Here is a 17,486-nt window from a genome sequence, read left to right as displayed (position 1 = left end):
TTATTGATACGAAACATACACATCGGTCAATAATTCAGTATGATCTGGATATTTACTTTCTTCACTGAATCTAACGGCTTCATCTATCGCTTCCGCTACAGCCGCTTCAATACTTGATATTTCTGTATTCGTAAGCAGCTGCTTCTTTAATAATTCATTTTTAAAAAGAGCGATGGCATCTTTCTCTTCTTGGTGTTCTGTTCTTTCCGTATTTATTTTGTAACGCTGAGCATCTCCTTCAAAATGACCATAATTCCGATATGTCATGCATTCAATCAATGTCGGACCTTCTCCATTTTTTGCTCGTTCAATTGCTTGTTCTGCGGCTTGATAAACTGCCATCACATCTTTTCCGTCTACTTGAATCCCAGGAATGTCATAACCAGCGGCTCGATCCACGATTGATTTGCAGCTTGAAGCATAGGAAAATGGTGTCGCTTCCCCATAGCCATTGTTTTCTGCGATGAAAATGACAGGCAATCTCCAGATGGCTGCGAGATTGATACCTTCGTGAAATGTTCCTTGATTGTTTGCCCCATCTCCAAAAAAGCAAACGCTTACATTTTTTGTCTTCTTATATTTAGCTGTTAGGGCTGCTCCACACGCCAGCGGAAATCCGCCTCCAACAATTCCATTGGCACCAAGCATTCCTTTATCAAAATCTGCGATGTGCATTGACCCTCCCTTCCCTTTACACAAACCTGTGGCTTTCCCATAAATTTCTGCCATCATTCCTTTTAGATCACAGCCTTTAGCTATACAATGCCCGTGGCCACGGTGTGTACTTGTGATGGTGTCTTTTTCATTCAGGTGGGCACAGGCTCCTACAGCGACAGCTTCTTCCCCAGCATAAAGGTGGACAAAGCCTGGCAGGATTCCTTTTGTAAAAAGTGTGTGTACTCGATCTTCAAACTGGCGGATTTCCAGCATTTTTTGATACATCCATACCGCTTTTTCTTTTGTCAATGCGACTTCCATGTTGTAAAACCTCCTATCTTTTTTGCTTGCACTTATATACAAGCAAAAAACGTGCCAACATCACGACATGTTGAAACATAGGCTTTAGACAATTCAAGCCGTTAAAAAAAGAGACAAAATGAGACTTGTGTCTCTTTTTGTCTCAATATGTCTACTTTCTCTCCTGCATATCAGACGATGTTCCATTTTCATTGGACATAAAAAAGCATCCCTCTAGGAATGCTTCAGATTGTTGACAAAGGGCTAAAATGATCTTCATTTTAGCCCTTTGTCTTCTTTTCAGCGTGATAGAAAACCTTTGCAGTCTAGGAAGGACGAGCACCGGCGCGCAGACCTGACAAAGAATGCGAGGGTTTGTCTACACGCTGAAGCATCCCTCTAGGAATGCTTTTCACACTGAATCTATCGTACGGTGCCAAGTCAATTTTCCTTTGCAGACGCCGCAGACATAGCGAGAGGTATCAAACCGTCTCTTTCTGATAAAATGCTTGCCGCACCCTGTACAAACGTAGTCATGGCGTTTCTGCGCACCTCGCCTGTTTTGCACAGCCCTTAACGGTGTACAAAAGCGCGGGGCTCCTACCTGTTTCAATAACTCTTTAAACTCGCGATCACGATGCTGATAGCCCTTTCCTTCGAGATGGAGGTGATAATGACATAACTCATGCTTGATGATACCGATTAATTCATCTCTTCCATGCTCCTCTAAATATCGGCGATTCAATTCAATATCATGTGTACCAAGTAAATATCTCCCGCCTGTTGTTTTTAAGCGGTCATTAAAAACAGCCTTGTGGCGAAATTCCTTACCAAAGAACTGCTGAGAAATGTGCTCTGTTAACTGTTGTAATTGCAGCTGGTTCAAACAAGATCGTTCCTTTCTATAAAAACCTCGAACAGGACAATTTCCCCTTTGCATACATTGTAGGTACATCCACTGTTTCGATCAAAGGAGGAATGGGCGATGCCCAACTGGCTGAAAAATCAGATGCAGAAAGCATTTTATGAAAAAAATCATTACCAAATCAAATTGCTGAATCAATGCTGGTACTTCTATAGAAAAAAACATTCAGTCACATCAAGGCACACCCCATCCTAAGGTGCGCCTCGTTTTTTGTCTACTCTGGTTTCAGCATGGAGAGGGCAACGCGGCCTTTTGCCTGGTCAACAGAGTCTACCCACACGGTCACAATGTCACCGACTGACACAACATCAAGCGGATGCTTCACAAAACGGTTGCTTAGCTTTGAAATATGGACAAGTCCATCCTGTTTCACACCAATATCGACGAATGCGCCGAAGTCGACGACGTTTCTCACCGTTCCTTGAAGCTCCATTCCTTGCTTCAAGTCCTCCAATTTCAATACATCTGTTTTTAATAGCGGTTTTGGTACTTCATCCCGCGGATCACGCTCAGGTCTTGTCAGCTGATCGATGATATCCTGAAGTGTAATTGGACCAATTTCAAGCTGCTCCGCTGCTTCATCCAGCTTCACCTCAGCGATTTTCTCTTTTAATTGTTCTGTTCCAAGATCGTCTGGTGTCATCTTGATCATGCGTAAGAACTGTTTTGTTTCTTTATAGCTTTCAGGGTGAATGCCTGTACGATCAAGTGGATCTTGTCCGTCTGCGATGCGCAGGAAGCCGATACACTGCTCATATGTCTTGGCACCAAGTCTTGGGATATCCTTCAGTTCTTTTCTGCTTGTGAATCTCCCAATCTCTTCGCGGCGCTTGACGATATTTCCTGCGACGGCTTTTGAAAGGCCTGACACATACTGCAGCAGCGCCTGTGAGGCTGTATTGACGTTTACACCGACTTGGTTCACGACCGTCTCCACAACGAAGGTTAGCGAGCTGTTCAATTGCTTTTGACTAACATCGTGCTGGTATTGGCCCACCCCGACAGATTTCGGATCAATTTTCACGAGCTCTGCTAAAGGATCCTGTAATCTTCTCGCGATTGAAATGGCACTTCTTTCTTCCACTTGCAGGTCTGGAAACTCTTCTCTCGCTAGAGCAGACGCGGAGTAAACACTTGCCCCGGCTTCATTCACGATCAAATATGACACCGGCTGATCCAGCTCTTGAATCAGGTCTGCGATGAATTGTTCTGTCTCTCTTGAGGCTGTTCCGTTTCCAATCGCAATGACTTCAATGTTTGATGATTGAATGATCTCTTTTACTTTTTGTTTGGCTTCCGCTTTTTTCTGGACGGGTGGATGCGGGTAAATGACCCCAATATGATGAACTTTTCCCGTATCATCAACGACCGCTAATTTACAGCCTGTACGAAATGCGGGGTCCACTCCTAGTACACGTTTCCCCTTCATCGGCGGCTGAAGCAGCAGTTTTCTTAAGTTTTCAGCGAAAATATGGATGGCTTGCTCTTCTGCTTTTTCTGTCAGCTCTTTTCGTATTTCACGTTCAATCGAAGGCTGAATGAGGCGTTTGTAAGCATCGTCAATAGCCGCTTCAATATACGGTCTCGCCGTCGTTTGCTTGCCCTTTATGACTTGTTTGTCGAGATAGAAACGAATATTTTCAGCAGGTGGTTCGATGGCTGCTTTCAAGATGCCTTCTTTTTCTCCACGGTTGACCGCAAGTACACGATGGGGCACAATCCTTTTGATCGGCTCTTGATAATCGTAATACATTTCATAAACGTTTTTCTCATCGCTTTCAACGTCTTTTCCTGATGTGACAAGACTCCCCTTTTGATAGGTTTCACTGCGAATCCATTTTCGCATATCAGGGTCATCTGCCAGCTGTTCAGCAATAATATGCTGAGCGCCTTCAAGTGCTTCTTCTACACTTGTCACTTCTTTTTCTTCGCTCATAAAGGCAGAAGCCTGCTTTTGGATATCATCATTCGGCAGCTTGAGCAAATATTCTGCTAGCGGCTCCAGTCCTTTTGACTTTGCCACATTTGCCTTTGTTTTACGCTTTTGTTTGAATGGTCTATATAAATCTTCGACCTCTTGCAGCTTATGAGCCTGTTCGATCTTCTGTTTTAATTCATCGGTCAGTTTGTCTTGTTCAGCAATTAAGCGAATGACTTCTTCTTTTCGGGTAGTGACATTTTGGATATATGTATAGCGCTCGGAAATGGTTTGAATTTGCACCTCGTCCAGTGAGCCTGTCTGCTCTTTCCGGTAACGAGCAATAAATGGGACGGTGTTGCCATCCTCTAATAGCTGGATCACACTTTCAATTTGTTTCGTTGAAAGCTTTAATTCTGTCGCAATTTGTTTCAATAAAACGTCAGATGTCTTCATACTTTGCATCCTCTCACTGTGTCTTCTCTTTTAGTGTATCAAAAAAACCGGCAAAACAGAAAAAAGGTCAGCTATTTTCACATGAGCTGACCAAGTACATAGGTGAGATCGTCCTTTTTGTCTTGTGTGTATGTTTCAAGTTGCTTTGCAATATCTGCAACTGAATGGCTATGCTTTAAACATATTCGCATGTTTGGCACATTCAGCCCGTCTGAATACATAATGAATGTCGATCCTTTTTCGTAGGAATAGGTGTATGTTTTATATTTCCTAGGTTTCCCTGATAAGTATCCTGATGTCGGAAGTGGATAAATATAGTCGCCAGAAGGTGCATTCAAGATAAATCGGATATTACCAACCGAACAATAGGTAAATTGCTGCTGGGAAAAATTCACCTTTAATATGCCAACCGTGGCCCCGCGTTTATTTTTCATGGCCTGATTGCATCTGTCTATGAGGGTCGTCACATCCTCATGTCCATATTCTTCGACAATTTCACTAACTAAAGAAGATGATTCATTGGCGAACTGGCCGCTGCCTAATCCGTCTGCTACAGCACAAATTAGTTCTTCATCATCTGCTTTAATAAAAAAACTGTCCCCGCAGCATGATTTCCCTTCTTTATTCGATTGATAGATAATGGCGTTCACATGCTCATGCTGTTTGATCTGCTTCATTACCCTAGCTCCATAGACGCATCTTCTGATAATGCATCTCGTAGCTTTTTAACTGCCTTCCGCTGCAGTCTCGATACATGCATTTGGGATATGCCGAGTAAATCGCCTGTTTCTTTCTGACTCTTATTTTGCAAATAAGTGAGATTGATAATCTCTTTTTCTCTATCAGTCAGAACATGAAGCACACTCTCAAGCATCATTTTTTCGTTCACTCGTTCGTATCCTTCTTCCTGTGAGCCGACGACGTCTAAAATGGTGACGGTGCTTCCTTCAGAATCAGCCTCTACGCCTTGGTCTACAGACAGCGCTTGATAGCTTTTGCCCATCTCCATTGTTTCAAGTACTTCTTCTTCTGTCACATCTAAATATTCTGCAATCTCTTGTACTTTAGGTGACTTCTGCGTCTCCGTTGTCAGATGATCAACTGCCATCTTGATTCTTGGGCCAAGCTCTTTAATCCGCCTTGGTACATGAACACTCCATGTCTTATCACGTAAAAAGCGTTTGATTTCCCCGATAATGGTTGGAATCGCAAAGGCTTCAAATGATTTACCGACAAGCGGGTCATAACGCTTTATTGCGCCGAGTAAACCAATCATTCCAACTTGTCTTAGATCCTCATGAATGCTTTTGCCTTTTGAATATTTTTTCGCCAACATATCGACCAGGTTTGTATAGCATTCAACAAGCGTGAGCTGCGCCTGCTCGTCTTGATTGTTTTGATAGCTTTGGATGAGGCGATCCACTTCATCTTTAGTTAGTTTCATAGTTTTGGATGGTTGTGTCATGGTCAACTCGCTCCCTGTTTAAAAACTTTGTCATTGCCACAGTAACTCCGGAGTTTGCTTGCACCTCGACTTCATCCATCAATGTTTGCATCAAATATAAACCAAGACCTCCTTCTGCCAATTGATCCACCGTATGAGCAGATGTGTAAGGCCCTAGTCCTTCCTGCTTTTGCTTAAAGTCAAAGCTACCGCCTTTGTCAGCGACAATGATTTCTAGACGATCCTCATAGACAAGAAAGCGAACTGCTACCTCACCATCTTCGCCATGTTCACCTTTGTAGGCATGCTGAACTGCATTTGTACAGGCCTCACTGACGGCAATTTTTAAGTCCTCAATCTCTTCATAGGCATAACCCATTCGACTTGCTACGCCTGAAAGAGTCAGACGAATGATGCCTACGTATTCTGGTTTCGCCGGGATTTTCATCTCGATTAGATCTACTGATTCGTTCATTGTACCCCACCCTCTGTTTTTGCAGAAATGTCAATGATGTCCTTTAATCCAGTAATTTCAAACAACCTTACAAGCCGATCCGACAAGTTCTCAAGCTTTAATGTTCCACCTGCTTTTTGAGCCGCTTTAAACAGCCCAACAAATACACCTAAACCTGTGCTATCCATATAAGAAACATCCTTTAGACAGATTTCTAGATGCTCTCCTTGCTCTGCTTTAGGCATAAGCGTTTCTCTTAGCTCAGGAGCGGAGTACACATCAATTTCTCCGCTGACACTAATTTTCGTTTTATGATCTATTTGATGCTCTTTTACCGACATATTCATTATGCATTCACCTCGAAATTCTTGTTTCCTAGAATTTTATATACCCGCGTATTCACTTTCTAAACCTTTCTTTTCAGAACAAGTAATGTAAAGTCATCATGCAGCTGAAAGTCTTGCAGTTTGAGTAAGCTGGCATAGATGGCATCCACCATTTCCTGAGCCGAGTAAGATAGGTGCTCTGATATGAGCGCTTTGATATCCTCCCGCTCTAAGAAACCGTCCTCTGCCTTAGATTCTGTTACACCATCGGAGAATAAAATGACCATATCCCCAATATCCAAATGCTTCTCATACTGCCTGTAATCAAAGTCTGGTGCGATTCCAAGGACAAGCCCTTTCGCATCTAAATCGTAAAATTTATTCTCTTTTTTGCAATAGAAAAAGCCCGGCTCATGACCAGCCGATGCGTATTTAAATTCATGTGTTTCTGTATTATAGCTGCCATAGAACATCGTGATAAACATGCTTGGGTCTACGTTTTGCTCGACAACACGATTAAGGGTTTTTAGGACCTTTGTTGGGCCGCTCCCTGACTCCGGCAAGGAATCCATCGCATACTTAATCATCGACATACAGAGCGCAGCCGGGATGCCTTTCCCAATCACATCTGCGATCGCGATATTGATTGTATCGTGATCGGTGACAAAGTGAAAATAATCTCCACTCATCTGTTTTGCCGGCACACTAATGGCCCCAATATCAAAGGTGTCACCTTCTGGTATTTTCGTTTCCAGAAGGGTTTGCTGAACATTTGCAGCAATTTCAATCTCTGATTTAATTTCTTGCTGGATGCCTCTGAGTGTTAAATGTTCCTGGTAGGCAAGTCCGTACCCAATCATGACTTCAATTAAGAAGTCTAGTGAATGAAAGACATCTTCCGGCAAATCAGGGTAAAGCTCCTGAATCACTTTTCGGTGAACACTTACTATTTCTTCAGGAGGTATTTGATGCTCAATGGTTTTTCGGCTAAATTTTTGAGCTTGATAAAGCGATGTTTCAGTTAGATCACTGATATAACGACTGAGCAGCTGATGATACCGCTGCTCCATTACCTCCTTAAAATCCATGGTTTCCCTCCTAGCGAAGCCACTTGACAGCTTGTATCTCAGTTCCTTGTTCTTGTGTAGAATCTAATTTAAAATCATCCATCAGTCTTCTCACTCCCGGAAGACCTGCTCCAAGTCCGCCTGATGTAGAAAAACCGTCTTCCATCACTTTACGTATATCCATGATGCCAGGTCCTTCATCGGCTGCAATGATTTTGAGTCCACGCTTTCCGCGCTCCATCACTTCTTCTATACAAATCTGACCTTTACCAGCGTATAAATAGATGTTTCGAGCTAATTCTGAAATGGCCGTCGTAATTCTTGCTTGGTCAACTGTTCCAAAGCCCAGTTCTTTTGCAACATTTCGTCCCAGTTGTCTTGCCGCGACTATGTCCCATTCCGTCAAAATTTTCACACAGGATTGGTCTTTCATATCTATTCCCCCAATTCCCGCTTCAATGTCTCAAGCCCTTGTTCAAGATCTAATGCAGTCTGAATTTCTTCCAGTGATATACCAAGTTCAATGAGTGTTACAGCGACTGCCGGCTGTATTCCTGTTAATACAACTTTTGCCCCCATGAGCTTTGACATCGTGATGACATCGCCTAATACTTTTGCGATAAATGAATCAATCATATCAACAGATGTTAGGTCAATGACAACGCCGTTCGCTCCTGTTTCATGAATTTTATTCAGCAAGTCTTCTTGAAAGTGAAGGGCTGTTTGGTCATCAAGCTCCCACTGTATCGAAATTAGAAGACAATTATATAATTTTAAGATTGGAATCTTCGGGTGATTTCTCACTGGGCTTCCCCTCCAATGAAATAATTTTTCGATTGGTCATTTCTAAAGCAGTTTGAATTCCTTTTTGAAGGGTATTCTTTGTTGTAACTTGAGATAAATCAATTCCAAGAGTGACGATGGTTTGGGCGATTTCTGGACGAATACCGACCAATAAGCATTTTGCACCTACTAATCTCACAGCCTCTGACGCTTGAATGATATGGTGTGCCACCATTGTATCAACGACAGGTACACCGGTAATGTCGATTAAGACCACCTGTGACCGATGCTTCACGACGCCATTTAACAGATTCTCCATGATCTTCTTCGCACGATCCGTATCAATTGTTCCTATAAGAGGCATGACAGTGATGTGCTCAAACACTGGAATCAGCGGAGCAGATAGTTCCTGTAACGCAATTTTTTGAAGGTTGACGGTTTTCTCCCATGAGATGGAGTAGTGATTCAATATTTCGTTATGAACAGGTGAAATGAACCGATCAATTTCCCAGATGAGCTCATTACTTCCTTGTTCAGTATTTTTGTCACTGTTCATTTTTTGATATAAGTGTGAACGGATTTCCGTTAGCCCTTTTGCCAGTAACTTAAGTGATATACCCATTTGTACAATTTTCAAAGCAAAAGATTGCACTTTTTCTTCAAAATCCTCAGCATTCGCCTCTGAAAGGGATGCCAGAATAAGCTGGACATATTCGGAACAAATCGTTTCATACATTTTGTCGTTTAGCATCATGTCCGTTTCTTCTTCTCCGAGTCGTTTGAAGATGTCAGTCCATTCTTTTTCTAATTCCTTTTGGTGCGCTCTCGCAAAAGCTAACACGATATGATTCGACATAATTTACCCCCTACGTACATAAAAAGCAATAACTTTCATTCTCTCTCCATTATAGCCTTAATAAAAAATGAACACAAAAAAAAGTTGCTCACAGGAGAGCAACCAAATATCAGCATATTAAAAATCAATAAGAGCCAAACTAACTTGTAAGGCTTCATCAACCTTCTCCATCATCTCATCATCAAGATGTGTGATTTTATCTGTCAATCTTTGTTTATCGATCGTACGAATCTGCTCTAAAAGAATGACAGAATCTCGTTCAAAGCCGTAGCGCTTTGCATTAATTTCGACGTGAGTCGGTAATTTCGCTTTTTGTATTTGGGCTGTTATGGCTGCAACGATAGCAGTCGGGCTGAAGCGATTTCCAATGTCATTTTGAATCACCAATACCGGGCGAACCCCGCCCTGCTCGGAGCCAACAACAGGAGATAAATCAGCAAAGTAAACATCACCGCGTTTAACAATCAAATGTTTAACCCCCGCTGACTAATCGCTCAACTGTATTCTCAGCCTCAAATTCTGCATATTGTGCCTCTGAAGAGATATTCAGATTAATTTTCGCCATCTCCATGTAGCCGCGTCTCATCGATTCACGATTTTGTCGAATATTACGTTCACGAATATACGTTTTTGTCGCTCGGTAGATCAATTCATTTCTTGTTACCTTATCCTGCTCTGCTACTCGTTCGATTTCAGACATCAAAGCCTCGGGCAGTCGAATCTTCATTTCGTTTGTTGCGCTGGATTCAGACAAAAAACATACACCTCCACAAAACTTACGGATACCGTTTCGATCCATTCCAAGACTAATCATACCATTATTCAATGCACAAGCAAAGCTGTTTTCATGATTTCTTATTAGAACATGAAGCGGTCGGCCACCCGTAATTCAAAATGATAATGGAGTCCCTCTTTCCCATTATACGCTTTTTTCCGAAAATCATACGGTATTTCCAAAATCCCTAAAAAAGGGAGGATATTTATTCCTTCTCTGTAGAATAAAAGAGAACGATGTCGGTTTGGACATCGTTCCCCTAAAAGCTGCTATAAAAAGCTTGGCCCGCCTTGAAGCAGCGGATTACGCACATGAACCCTTTTGCCGTCCTCCATATATACTCTTGGGACCCGGTGGCCAATCGAGCAAGTGACTTCATAGTTAATGGTTTCAAGCCTTTTGGCAATTTCATCGACTGATACCTTTTCTTCGCCTTGTGAACCAATCAAAACGACTGGTCCGCCTGCTGAAATGTTCTCTTTCAATTCGACCATGAATTGATCCATACATACCCTTCCAGCAATCTTCCGGCGCTTTCCGCCAACGAGCACTTCCGTTCCTGCCAGCTTCCTGATCCAGCCGTCTGCATAGCCAATCGGAACCGTGCCAATCCATGTATCTTGATTGGCTGTATAGGTCGCTCCGTAGCTGACACTCTCACCCTTTTGAATAAGCTTCACATGCGCTAGCTTTGTATGAAGAGACATGGCTTCTTCCAGCTTGAAAGGCAATTCATCTTTGATTTCCTCTGACGGTGACAGCCCGTACATACTGATGCCGAAACGAACCATATTAAACAATACTTCTTTAAACCTTAGACCTGCTGCACTGTTGGCGCAATGAACGAGCAGTTTGTCCGTATGAAACGGCTGAAGCAATGTTTGAAAGGTGTCCATCTGCATATCAAAGTAGTCCTCATCCTTTTCATCTGCTGTCGCAAAGTGAGTAAATACACCTTCCAGCTGTAAATAAGAATGATCGCAGGCAAGCTCTTTCACTTCGCTCACTTGCTCTAAGGTTTTAACACCTAAACGATTCATTCCGCTGTCAATTTTCAAATGAAAACGAATGGGTTGTCCAATCTGTCCTTTCACTACTTTGATTACATCTCTCAGCCACTCGATTGAGTAAGCAGTCATGATGACGTTGTATCTCACGGCGACTTTGACATACTCTGGCGGTACTGCGCCGAGTACAAGAATCGGTGCTTTGATGCCTTTATTTCTTAAAGAAATGGCCTCATCCAAAAAGGCAACGGCTAACAAGTCTGCTCCTGCTTTGAGTGCAGCTCTTGCCACTTCTATATCTCCATGTCCATACGCATTGGCTTTTACAACAGCCATTAATTGAACTTTTTGACCAATATGATCTTTCATATGTGAAACATTATGCTTGATTGCTGTTAAATCAATTTCTGCCCATGTGTCTCTATAAAAGGCATTTGTGTCCATCAGTCACACTTCCCTATTGAATGATTCAATACCTTCATTATGATACTAAAAATCAAGAATAATGTGAAACAAATCAAAGAAAATCAGCCCTTGCATAGGGCTGATTCATTTTCAAGGCTCTCGCCTGAGATATTCATTTATTTGGCTGACTGGCCTTCGACACTTTTTGCGACCATTAACAGCTCTTCCTTCGATAAATCACTTGAGGAAATTAAGTAGTCGACTCCGTCAGATGTCCATGAAAGAGATTGATCCGTTAGAACCCCCACTGTCATGCCAAGATCGACTGGCTCGCCGTTCATCGTCACAGGCGTAGATGCTTCTGCCACTCTCGCTTTTTCCTGAATGAGTGTGAAGGATTTCTTTCCGCCATACGTAATCACATAACGTTTCCCAGCATCTGTTGTCATTTCTTTCTCTTCCATCTTCTTCACGCCCTCTGGCATATCAACTGGTGTTTTCACTGCGAAGCTGTCAGATGGGTCTGCACTTGTGGCGACATCCATTTGGGAGAGTGTCATGTTTTTCTTCTCATCAAATGCATCTTTGTCAAAGGATTTATTGAATTCAAAGTGAGAGAATTCTACTTTCACCATTGGCTTTTTGTCGCTATCCAGCACTTTCACACTGGCAGGCGCCATTGTTTTTTTATGAAAGGTAATCTCTTGGGTAGGCAGCATTTGGTTGTGCTGATAATTGGTTTTTGTTTCGAAAATATACTTTGACTCTTTCGCTTTGAACTGAGCTGCACTGTCATTTTTAATGTCTTTCACTAGTGATTCAAATAAATAGACCTGGCTGCTATTATTCGGCCAATCACTATGGAAACGGAAGCTTTTGTTCAATGAAGGTGTCAGCACAAACACACCATTGCCATTTCTTAAAATGACTTGACTTTGATCCTTTTTCGGATTTTCTAAATAGACACGGTAAAGCTCCGGCTTCTTGTACCAAATTTCCACCTGATACTCCTGCGGATCATTCCCTGTCTCGATGGTCATTTTTGCTTTGGCTTTGTATGATGTCATTTCCTCTGCCTTTTTGTTTAAATCTCCAACGATATCCTGCTGAGATTTTTGACCGCATGCGGAGAGAATCAGTACAAAAAGGATCCCCGTTACAAGCAAAACAAAGCTTTTTCTCACCCTTTTCAACCCCTTCGTTAATTGTGTTAAAAGGAAGAAACCGCTTGTTTGGCTTTAACAGTACGCCTAAAGAGTTAACTGCGTACCGCGAACCATCAAAGCCTGTTAGCAACTCGCCCTTCCTTATCGCACTACCCAATATATGAAGGGGGGACAAACAATATGCAGACTAGCTTGACAACCTTTCGATTAAAACTTGCGCAGCAGCATATTCTTTTGTGTGCGTAATGGACACATGAACCTGGTCTTCCTTCGTTTTCTCGCTTTTGATAAAAGGTTTTCCATGATCATCTTTTTGTATCTCGATGTCATGAAAGCTTAAATGCTGACCGATTCCCGTACCGTATGCTTTAGCAAAAGCTTCCTTTGCCGCAAAGCGTCCTGCTAAAAACTCCAGCTGTCTCTTTTCACTTAGCGCGTAAAAGACGTCCTGTTCACTTAAAGTCAATATTCGTTCTGGTAAACGGGGCTGTCTGCTGAGCACTCGTGACAGCCGGTCGATTTCTACAATATCAATGCCAATTCCTTTGATCACGGGGTACCTCCTATGATACTCGTACTAATTTGGATGTTCGCTTCATAAACGTGTTACTATAAACTTACCATTATCTAGTCAAAAGGGGTTTGTTATGTTTATTCGAACGGAGAGCTTTCAACAATTTATTAGGTCGTATCCAATCGTAACAGCGATCCTTGCATTGCAAATAGGTCTGTGGCTTTTATTTGCTATTCCTATCCCTATTATACAGCTTGGGCAGGACCATCTCGTCGGTTTCAACTATGGTGTAGCAGCAGGAGAATGGTGGCGGCTCGTTACCCCTATTTTTCTCCACGGAAGTCTGACACACATTTTGTTCAATTCTATGTCCTTGTTCCTATTTGCACCAGCGCTTGAGTATTTGCTTGGTAAGGTTCGGTTTCTCATCATTTATCTTGGGGCAGGGTTCATTGGAAATCTCGGAACCTATTGGGTGGAGCCTTTAGAGTATGTACATGTCGGCGCTTCTGGTGCTATCTTTGGTTTGTTTGGCGTTTATCTGTATCTTGTCCTATTTAAACCGCACATGATGGATCGCGGCAATTCTCAGGTAATCTTAACGATTCTTGGTGTCTCTGTCATCATGACGTTCGTCAATTCGAATATCAATATTATGGCTCACTTATTTGGATTGATAGGCGGCATGATCCTAGCACCTATCACCCTATTCTTTCACTCCAAAAAAAGACGCTATTAATCTCATAAAAAATGTCGATCACCCCTTTTGACAAGGAGCTGATCGACATTTTTTAGTTTAAGAAGATTTAATTTTTTCATAGGAATACCAATCAAATACACGTGCAGCATCTTTCTCTTCAAGGTGATGCACACCAAAGGAATCAAGCAGTGCAGAGGATTTCACAAAGGTGTGAATACTCGCCACTCGGCCTTTCTTTTGGAAATAAGATTGGGTCACCGTATAGTTTTGCATTCGTTTTCTCAATACAATTCCGGTGGTTTTGCTGATGCCTCTTGTCGTCAGCTGAATCAATGGATCTTTGATCGTATAACCTGATTGTTTATAGGCTAAGTACCCAAAGAACAAAGCAATTGGCAACGGAATGAATGCCAAATACCCCCACGGCGGAAAACGTACTGAAAGGATCACACCAACGAGCAATGGAACAAATCCGAAAGAGATCAGGTAGCGTTTGAGTGAACGCTTTGGCACCTTTTTCAGCTCAGCTTCTGGTGTCAGGTGATAATGATCTGTAAATTGAGACAACAATTCATTGATTTTTTTCTTTCGAATCAGTGGAAATAAGACCGAAGAGGTTTCTTTTTCTGTAATAGAACCTCCTGCACTAACGAGCATCACCGTAGCAAACCCAAAAGGCTCACGGAGAATGTTTTCTTTGATTTTCACTGCTTGAATTCTCGCAAGCGGAATGGTCATTTGATGTCTTTCAATGAGTCCTCTTGTAATGATGATGTCATTCCCTTTTCGTTTGGCAGCAAAATTAGCGTATTGGAGCGCCGTCACTCCAACACTGAGTATCCAAGCAATCAATACGGCTAGAAAAATTAGAATCGCGTAGATTTCAACACTTGCATGACTTAAGAAAGAGAACTGCTTGACGAACCCGTCTAAAGGAAGAATTTCATCTATTTGTGTGTAAATGGCTAGACAACCCGATATAATCACACCGATGCCACTTGAAGTCGTAGCCGTTAAAAGCAGCTCTGGTACACCCATACGATAGGAGACGTTGATTTCTTCCTCCACAGGTTTTTGCGCAGTTAGATGATCATGCGGTATATCACCAGTTTCATCCGTCATTTCTTCTTGCTGCAAGCTTTTCTTCCGGTTGAAAATCGACTGTTTCAATTGTTCTGCTTCTGCTTTTGTAATTGCCGTCAGGCTCACTTCTGGGCCATCCGTCCCGCCTGCCGTTTCAATTTGAACTCGCACCAAACCGAAAATCCGCTGGAAGATGCCTTCACTTGTATTGACCGTTTGAATTCGTTCTAACGAGATATATTTTTTCTTTTTCGTGATTACACCTGATTCCACACGAAATTCATCGTCTTCCATACGGTAGGTGAATCGTCTCCATTCTAAAACGGTTGAAACAGCTTTCCATAAAAGAAGCACACCAAGAATGATAAACGCATAAAAGCGAATACTTGAATTCGAGTTCACAAAAATAAGCACGAAAAAAGGGATAATGAAGTTTTTGATCATGGATACGGCATCTGATATAAAATCAATGAACATCGAGATTGGATGTACACGTTTTGGTTCAGACATCATCTTCTGTCACCCTTGCTAAACGAGATATGTAATCACGAAGCTCATCTGCCTCTTCTAATTCTAACGCTGGAATATCATGAACAGTGGCAGCAGTCGAAATTTGAACAGATGCCAAACGATAGCGCCTTAAAAGCGGTCCTTGGGATGTATCGACATGCTGGACACGCACCATCGGCACAATCACACGTGTAACGCGAATCAGCCCATGCTGTATTTCAATTTCATTTTCAAATACTTCGTAGCGCCAGATGTGATGACGGATTTTTGGTATGAGCCAAATTCCGAAAATGATCTGTAAGATCCACAATCCGACGAGGATGGCCCCAATCCAATATGGCCATTGAAAATAATAACTAGCAATAAATACCCCAATGATGATGAGTAAGAAAATCAATGAGATAATTCCATTTTGAAGACGCCATACCTTTAATCCATTTAAGCTAATTTGACGTTGCGGCTGTTTTCTCACATTCTTCCCCCATTCTCTTACTTTTCTATCAATATATTACGAAACAGAGCCTAAAAAGTTTCAATAAGCCTGTTAAAAAAAAGCGAACCCTGCAAAGGATTCGCTCTTGTATGTTAGTTGTTATAAGATTTCTTTTGACGACGATCGCTAGAAGAACGATTGCGATCATTTGATGAACGTTTTTTATCACCGTAAGATGAACGGCTTTTCCCGCGATAGCCGCCTCCTCCGCCGCCGTCTCTACGTTTAGAAGAGCTGCGATTGTTACGATTGCGTTTTGAAATCATTGGTGCTTCATCTGTCAAACGAACAGGCGTTGCATCTGGCTCTTTTGTCATCATTTTGATGGCAGCCGCAACCACTGTGACAGAATCATGATCTTCTAGCAATTCAGCAGCAGCTGTCATGTAGAAGTTTAAGTTGTTTTCACTGATGATCGTGCGTAGACGGTCAACTGTTACTTGCTGTTGTCCTTCAATTGCTTCATCTAGAGTTGGTTCTTTCATACGATCCATTTTACGTTTTGTCGTTTGCTCAATCGCACGAAGCATATCTTTTTCACGTGGTGTGATAAATGTCACCGCCATACCTGTACGTCCAGCACGGCCTGTACGTCCAATACGGTGTACATAGCTTTCCGGATCTTGTGGCACATCGAAGTTATACACGTGTGTCACGCCAGAGATATCAAGTCCACGTGCTGCAACGTCTGTTGCCACAAGCACATCGATTGAACCTTCTTTGAATTTGCGAAGCGCAACCATACGTTTCGCTTGAGTCAGGTCACCATGAATTCCTTCAGCTGTATAACCTCTTAGGTTAAGCGCTTCTGTCAATTCGTCAACACGGCGTTTCGTACGACCGAAGACAATTGAAAGCTCAGGTGATTGAATGTCAAGAAGACGTGTCAATGTATCAAACTTCTTACGTTCGTGAATATCCAAGTAGAACTGTTGGATGTTAGATACTGTCATTTCTTTTGCTTTTACTTTCACATGCTCTGGGTTTGTCATGAAACGTTCTGCAATGCGCTTAATTGGTGCAGGCATTGTCGCTGAGAATAAAAGTGTTTGGTGTTCACTTGGTACATTTGAAAGGATCGATTCAATGTCTTCAATGAAACCCATGTTTAGCATTTCATCTGCTTCATCAAGCACAACTGTTTCAACATTTTGAAGACGCATTGTACGACGGTTAATGTGATCGAGTAAACGTCCTGGAGTCCCTACGATGATATGAGGGTTCTTCTTGAGCGAACGGATTTGGCGGCTGATATCTTGTCCACCGTAAATCGGAAGAACGCGTGCACGCTTGTCTTGGCCGATTTTGTATAGCTCTTCAGATACTTGAATAGCTAATTCTCTTGTTGGCGCAATGATAATCGCTTGGATATTAGGAGACGCTGGGTCGATTTTTTCAACCAGAGGAATACCAAATGCTGCTGTTTTTCCTGTTCCTGTTTGTGCTTGTCCGATGACATCTTTATTCTGAAGACCGAGAGGAATCGTTTCTGCTTGAATCGGTGTTGCTTCTTCAAATCCCATGCGGTTAATAGCTTTCATGAGACTTTCGCTTAATTGAAAATCTTGAAACGTTATAGTCAAATTATTCAAACTCCTTCTAATTGCTGTTTCAGTAATCTCGTGAATGATCATTAAAAACTGCCCT

The 17,486-nt window shown here is 42.2% G+C and carries 21 protein-coding genes; 2 read left to right on the top strand and 19 right to left on the bottom strand.

Going from position 1 to position 17,486, the window contains the following annotated elements:
- Both ACSLGF_RS16720 and ACSLGF_RS16715 read right to left on the bottom strand, forming a co-directional pair.
- The gene (locus ACSLGF_RS16720) at positions 1–978 is read right to left on the bottom strand and encodes a thiamine pyrophosphate-dependent dehydrogenase E1 component subunit alpha (RefSeq protein ID WP_456007290.1); all 978 of its coding nucleotides are present in this window, start codon (positions 976–978) and stop codon (positions 1–3) included.
- 391 nt (positions 979–1,369) lie between these two features.
- Positions 1,370–1,843, bottom strand: a complete 474-nt coding sequence (locus ACSLGF_RS16715; RefSeq protein WP_456007288.1) for a SprT family protein — start codon at positions 1,841–1,843, stop codon at positions 1,370–1,372.
- Positions 1,844–1,942: 99 nt separating this feature from the next.
- On the opposite strand from ACSLGF_RS16715, the gene cmpA reads away from it, so the two are divergent.
- Positions 1,943–2,077: a cortex morphogenetic protein CmpA gene (cmpA, locus tag ACSLGF_RS16710; protein ID WP_008346893.1), complete on the top strand. Its 135-nt coding sequence runs from the start codon at positions 1,943–1,945 to the stop codon at positions 2,075–2,077.
- Between the two features lie 19 nt (positions 2,078–2,096).
- Here the strand turns inward: cmpA and ACSLGF_RS16705 are convergent, their stop codons facing one another.
- The 14 genes from ACSLGF_RS16705 to acpS all read right to left on the bottom strand — a co-directional run bounded on the left by ACSLGF_RS16705 (position 2,097) and on the right by acpS (position 13,092).
- Positions 2,097–4,256: a Tex family protein gene (locus ACSLGF_RS16705; RefSeq protein ID WP_456007286.1), complete on the bottom strand. Its 2,160-nt coding sequence runs from the start codon at positions 4,254–4,256 to the stop codon at positions 2,097–2,099.
- Positions 4,257–4,333: 77 nt separating this feature from the next.
- Positions 4,334–4,933, bottom strand: a complete 600-nt coding sequence (locus ACSLGF_RS16700; RefSeq protein ID WP_456007284.1) for a PP2C family serine/threonine-protein phosphatase — start codon at positions 4,931–4,933, stop codon at positions 4,334–4,336.
- On the bottom strand, positions 4,933–5,721 hold the full coding sequence (gene sigB / locus ACSLGF_RS16695; protein ID WP_456007282.1) for an RNA polymerase sigma factor SigB: 789 nt from the start codon (positions 5,719–5,721) through the stop codon (positions 4,933–4,935). The genes ACSLGF_RS16700 and sigB overlap by 1 nt, the downstream gene beginning before the upstream one ends.
- Positions 5,687–6,175: an anti-sigma B factor RsbW gene (gene rsbW, locus ACSLGF_RS16690; RefSeq protein WP_034324014.1), complete on the bottom strand. Its 489-nt coding sequence runs from the start codon at positions 6,173–6,175 to the stop codon at positions 5,687–5,689. Before rsbW ends, sigB begins: the two co-directional genes overlap by 35 nt.
- Positions 6,172–6,501, bottom strand: a complete 330-nt coding sequence (locus ACSLGF_RS16685; RefSeq protein WP_099728413.1) for an anti-sigma factor antagonist — start codon at positions 6,499–6,501, stop codon at positions 6,172–6,174. The genes rsbW and ACSLGF_RS16685 overlap by 4 nt, the downstream gene beginning before the upstream one ends.
- A 59-nt stretch (positions 6,502–6,560) precedes the next feature.
- Positions 6,561–7,568, bottom strand: coding sequence for a PP2C family protein-serine/threonine phosphatase (locus ACSLGF_RS16680; RefSeq protein WP_456007280.1), 1,008 nt, complete (start codon positions 7,566–7,568; stop codon positions 6,561–6,563).
- Between the two features lie 10 nt (positions 7,569–7,578).
- The gene (locus ACSLGF_RS16675; RefSeq protein ID WP_060595592.1) at positions 7,579–7,980 is read right to left on the bottom strand and encodes an anti-sigma regulatory factor; all 402 of its coding nucleotides are present in this window, start codon (positions 7,978–7,980) and stop codon (positions 7,579–7,581) included.
- 2 nt (positions 7,981–7,982) lie between these two features.
- Complete coding sequence (gene rsbS, locus ACSLGF_RS16670) at positions 7,983–8,351, bottom strand: RsbT antagonist protein RsbS (RefSeq protein ID WP_003214235.1); 369 nt, start codon at positions 8,349–8,351, stop codon at positions 7,983–7,985.
- On the bottom strand, positions 8,311–9,186 hold the full coding sequence (locus ACSLGF_RS16665; protein ID WP_456007277.1) for an RsbT co-antagonist protein RsbRA: 876 nt from the start codon (positions 9,184–9,186) through the stop codon (positions 8,311–8,313). Before ACSLGF_RS16665 ends, rsbS begins: the two co-directional genes overlap by 41 nt.
- A gap of 117 nt (positions 9,187–9,303) precedes the next feature.
- Entirely contained in the window at positions 9,304–9,654 is a 351-nt protein-coding gene (gene ndoA / locus ACSLGF_RS16660; RefSeq protein ID WP_003214169.1) for a type II toxin-antitoxin system endoribonuclease NdoA, read from the bottom strand.
- 4 nt (positions 9,655–9,658) lie between these two features.
- Positions 9,659–9,940 carry a hypothetical protein gene (locus tag ACSLGF_RS16655; RefSeq protein WP_003214273.1) on the bottom strand — a complete coding sequence of 94 codons (282 nt, stop codon included), beginning with the start codon at positions 9,938–9,940 and terminating at the stop codon, positions 9,659–9,661.
- Positions 9,941–10,230: 290 nt separating this feature from the next.
- A complete protein-coding gene (gene alr / locus ACSLGF_RS16650; RefSeq protein ID WP_456007275.1) occupies positions 10,231–11,412 on the bottom strand; it encodes an alanine racemase in 1,182 nt (393 codons plus the stop codon).
- Positions 11,413–11,549: 137 nt separating this feature from the next.
- Positions 11,550–12,566 (bottom strand): outer membrane lipoprotein-sorting protein, encoded by a 1,017-nt coding sequence (locus ACSLGF_RS16645; RefSeq protein WP_105928504.1) that lies wholly within the window; start codon positions 12,564–12,566, stop codon positions 11,550–11,552.
- A 160-nt stretch (positions 12,567–12,726) separates the two neighbouring features.
- Positions 12,727–13,092: a holo-ACP synthase gene (gene acpS / locus ACSLGF_RS16640; protein WP_099728419.1), complete on the bottom strand. Its 366-nt coding sequence runs from the start codon at positions 13,090–13,092 to the stop codon at positions 12,727–12,729.
- A gap of 94 nt (positions 13,093–13,186) precedes the next feature.
- Between acpS and ACSLGF_RS16635 the strand changes: the two genes are divergently transcribed.
- Positions 13,187–13,792, top strand: coding sequence for a rhomboid family intramembrane serine protease (locus ACSLGF_RS16635; RefSeq protein WP_456007273.1), 606 nt, complete (start codon positions 13,187–13,189; stop codon positions 13,790–13,792).
- A gap of 57 nt (positions 13,793–13,849) precedes the next feature.
- Here ACSLGF_RS16635 and ACSLGF_RS16630 read toward each other — a convergent pair whose 3' ends face one another.
- The 3 genes from ACSLGF_RS16630 to cshA form a co-directional block, all read right to left on the bottom strand.
- The gene (locus ACSLGF_RS16630) at positions 13,850–15,349 is read right to left on the bottom strand and encodes a PH domain-containing protein (RefSeq protein WP_456007271.1); all 1,500 of its coding nucleotides are present in this window, start codon (positions 15,347–15,349) and stop codon (positions 13,850–13,852) included.
- The gene (locus ACSLGF_RS16625) at positions 15,339–15,818 is read right to left on the bottom strand and encodes a PH domain-containing protein (protein ID WP_099728422.1); all 480 of its coding nucleotides are present in this window, start codon (positions 15,816–15,818) and stop codon (positions 15,339–15,341) included. The genes ACSLGF_RS16630 and ACSLGF_RS16625 overlap by 11 nt, the downstream gene beginning before the upstream one ends.
- 113 nt (positions 15,819–15,931) lie before the next feature.
- Positions 15,932–17,422: a degradosome RNA helicase CshA gene (gene cshA / locus ACSLGF_RS16620; protein ID WP_456007269.1), complete on the bottom strand. Its 1,491-nt coding sequence runs from the start codon at positions 17,420–17,422 to the stop codon at positions 15,932–15,934.
- Positions 17,423–17,486 lie beyond the last annotated feature (64 nt).

This window comes from Bacillus sp. A015 (assembly GCF_053851875.1).
Note: the sequence above shows the minus strand (reverse complement) of the source record. Positions and strands in the feature narration are given on the sequence as shown.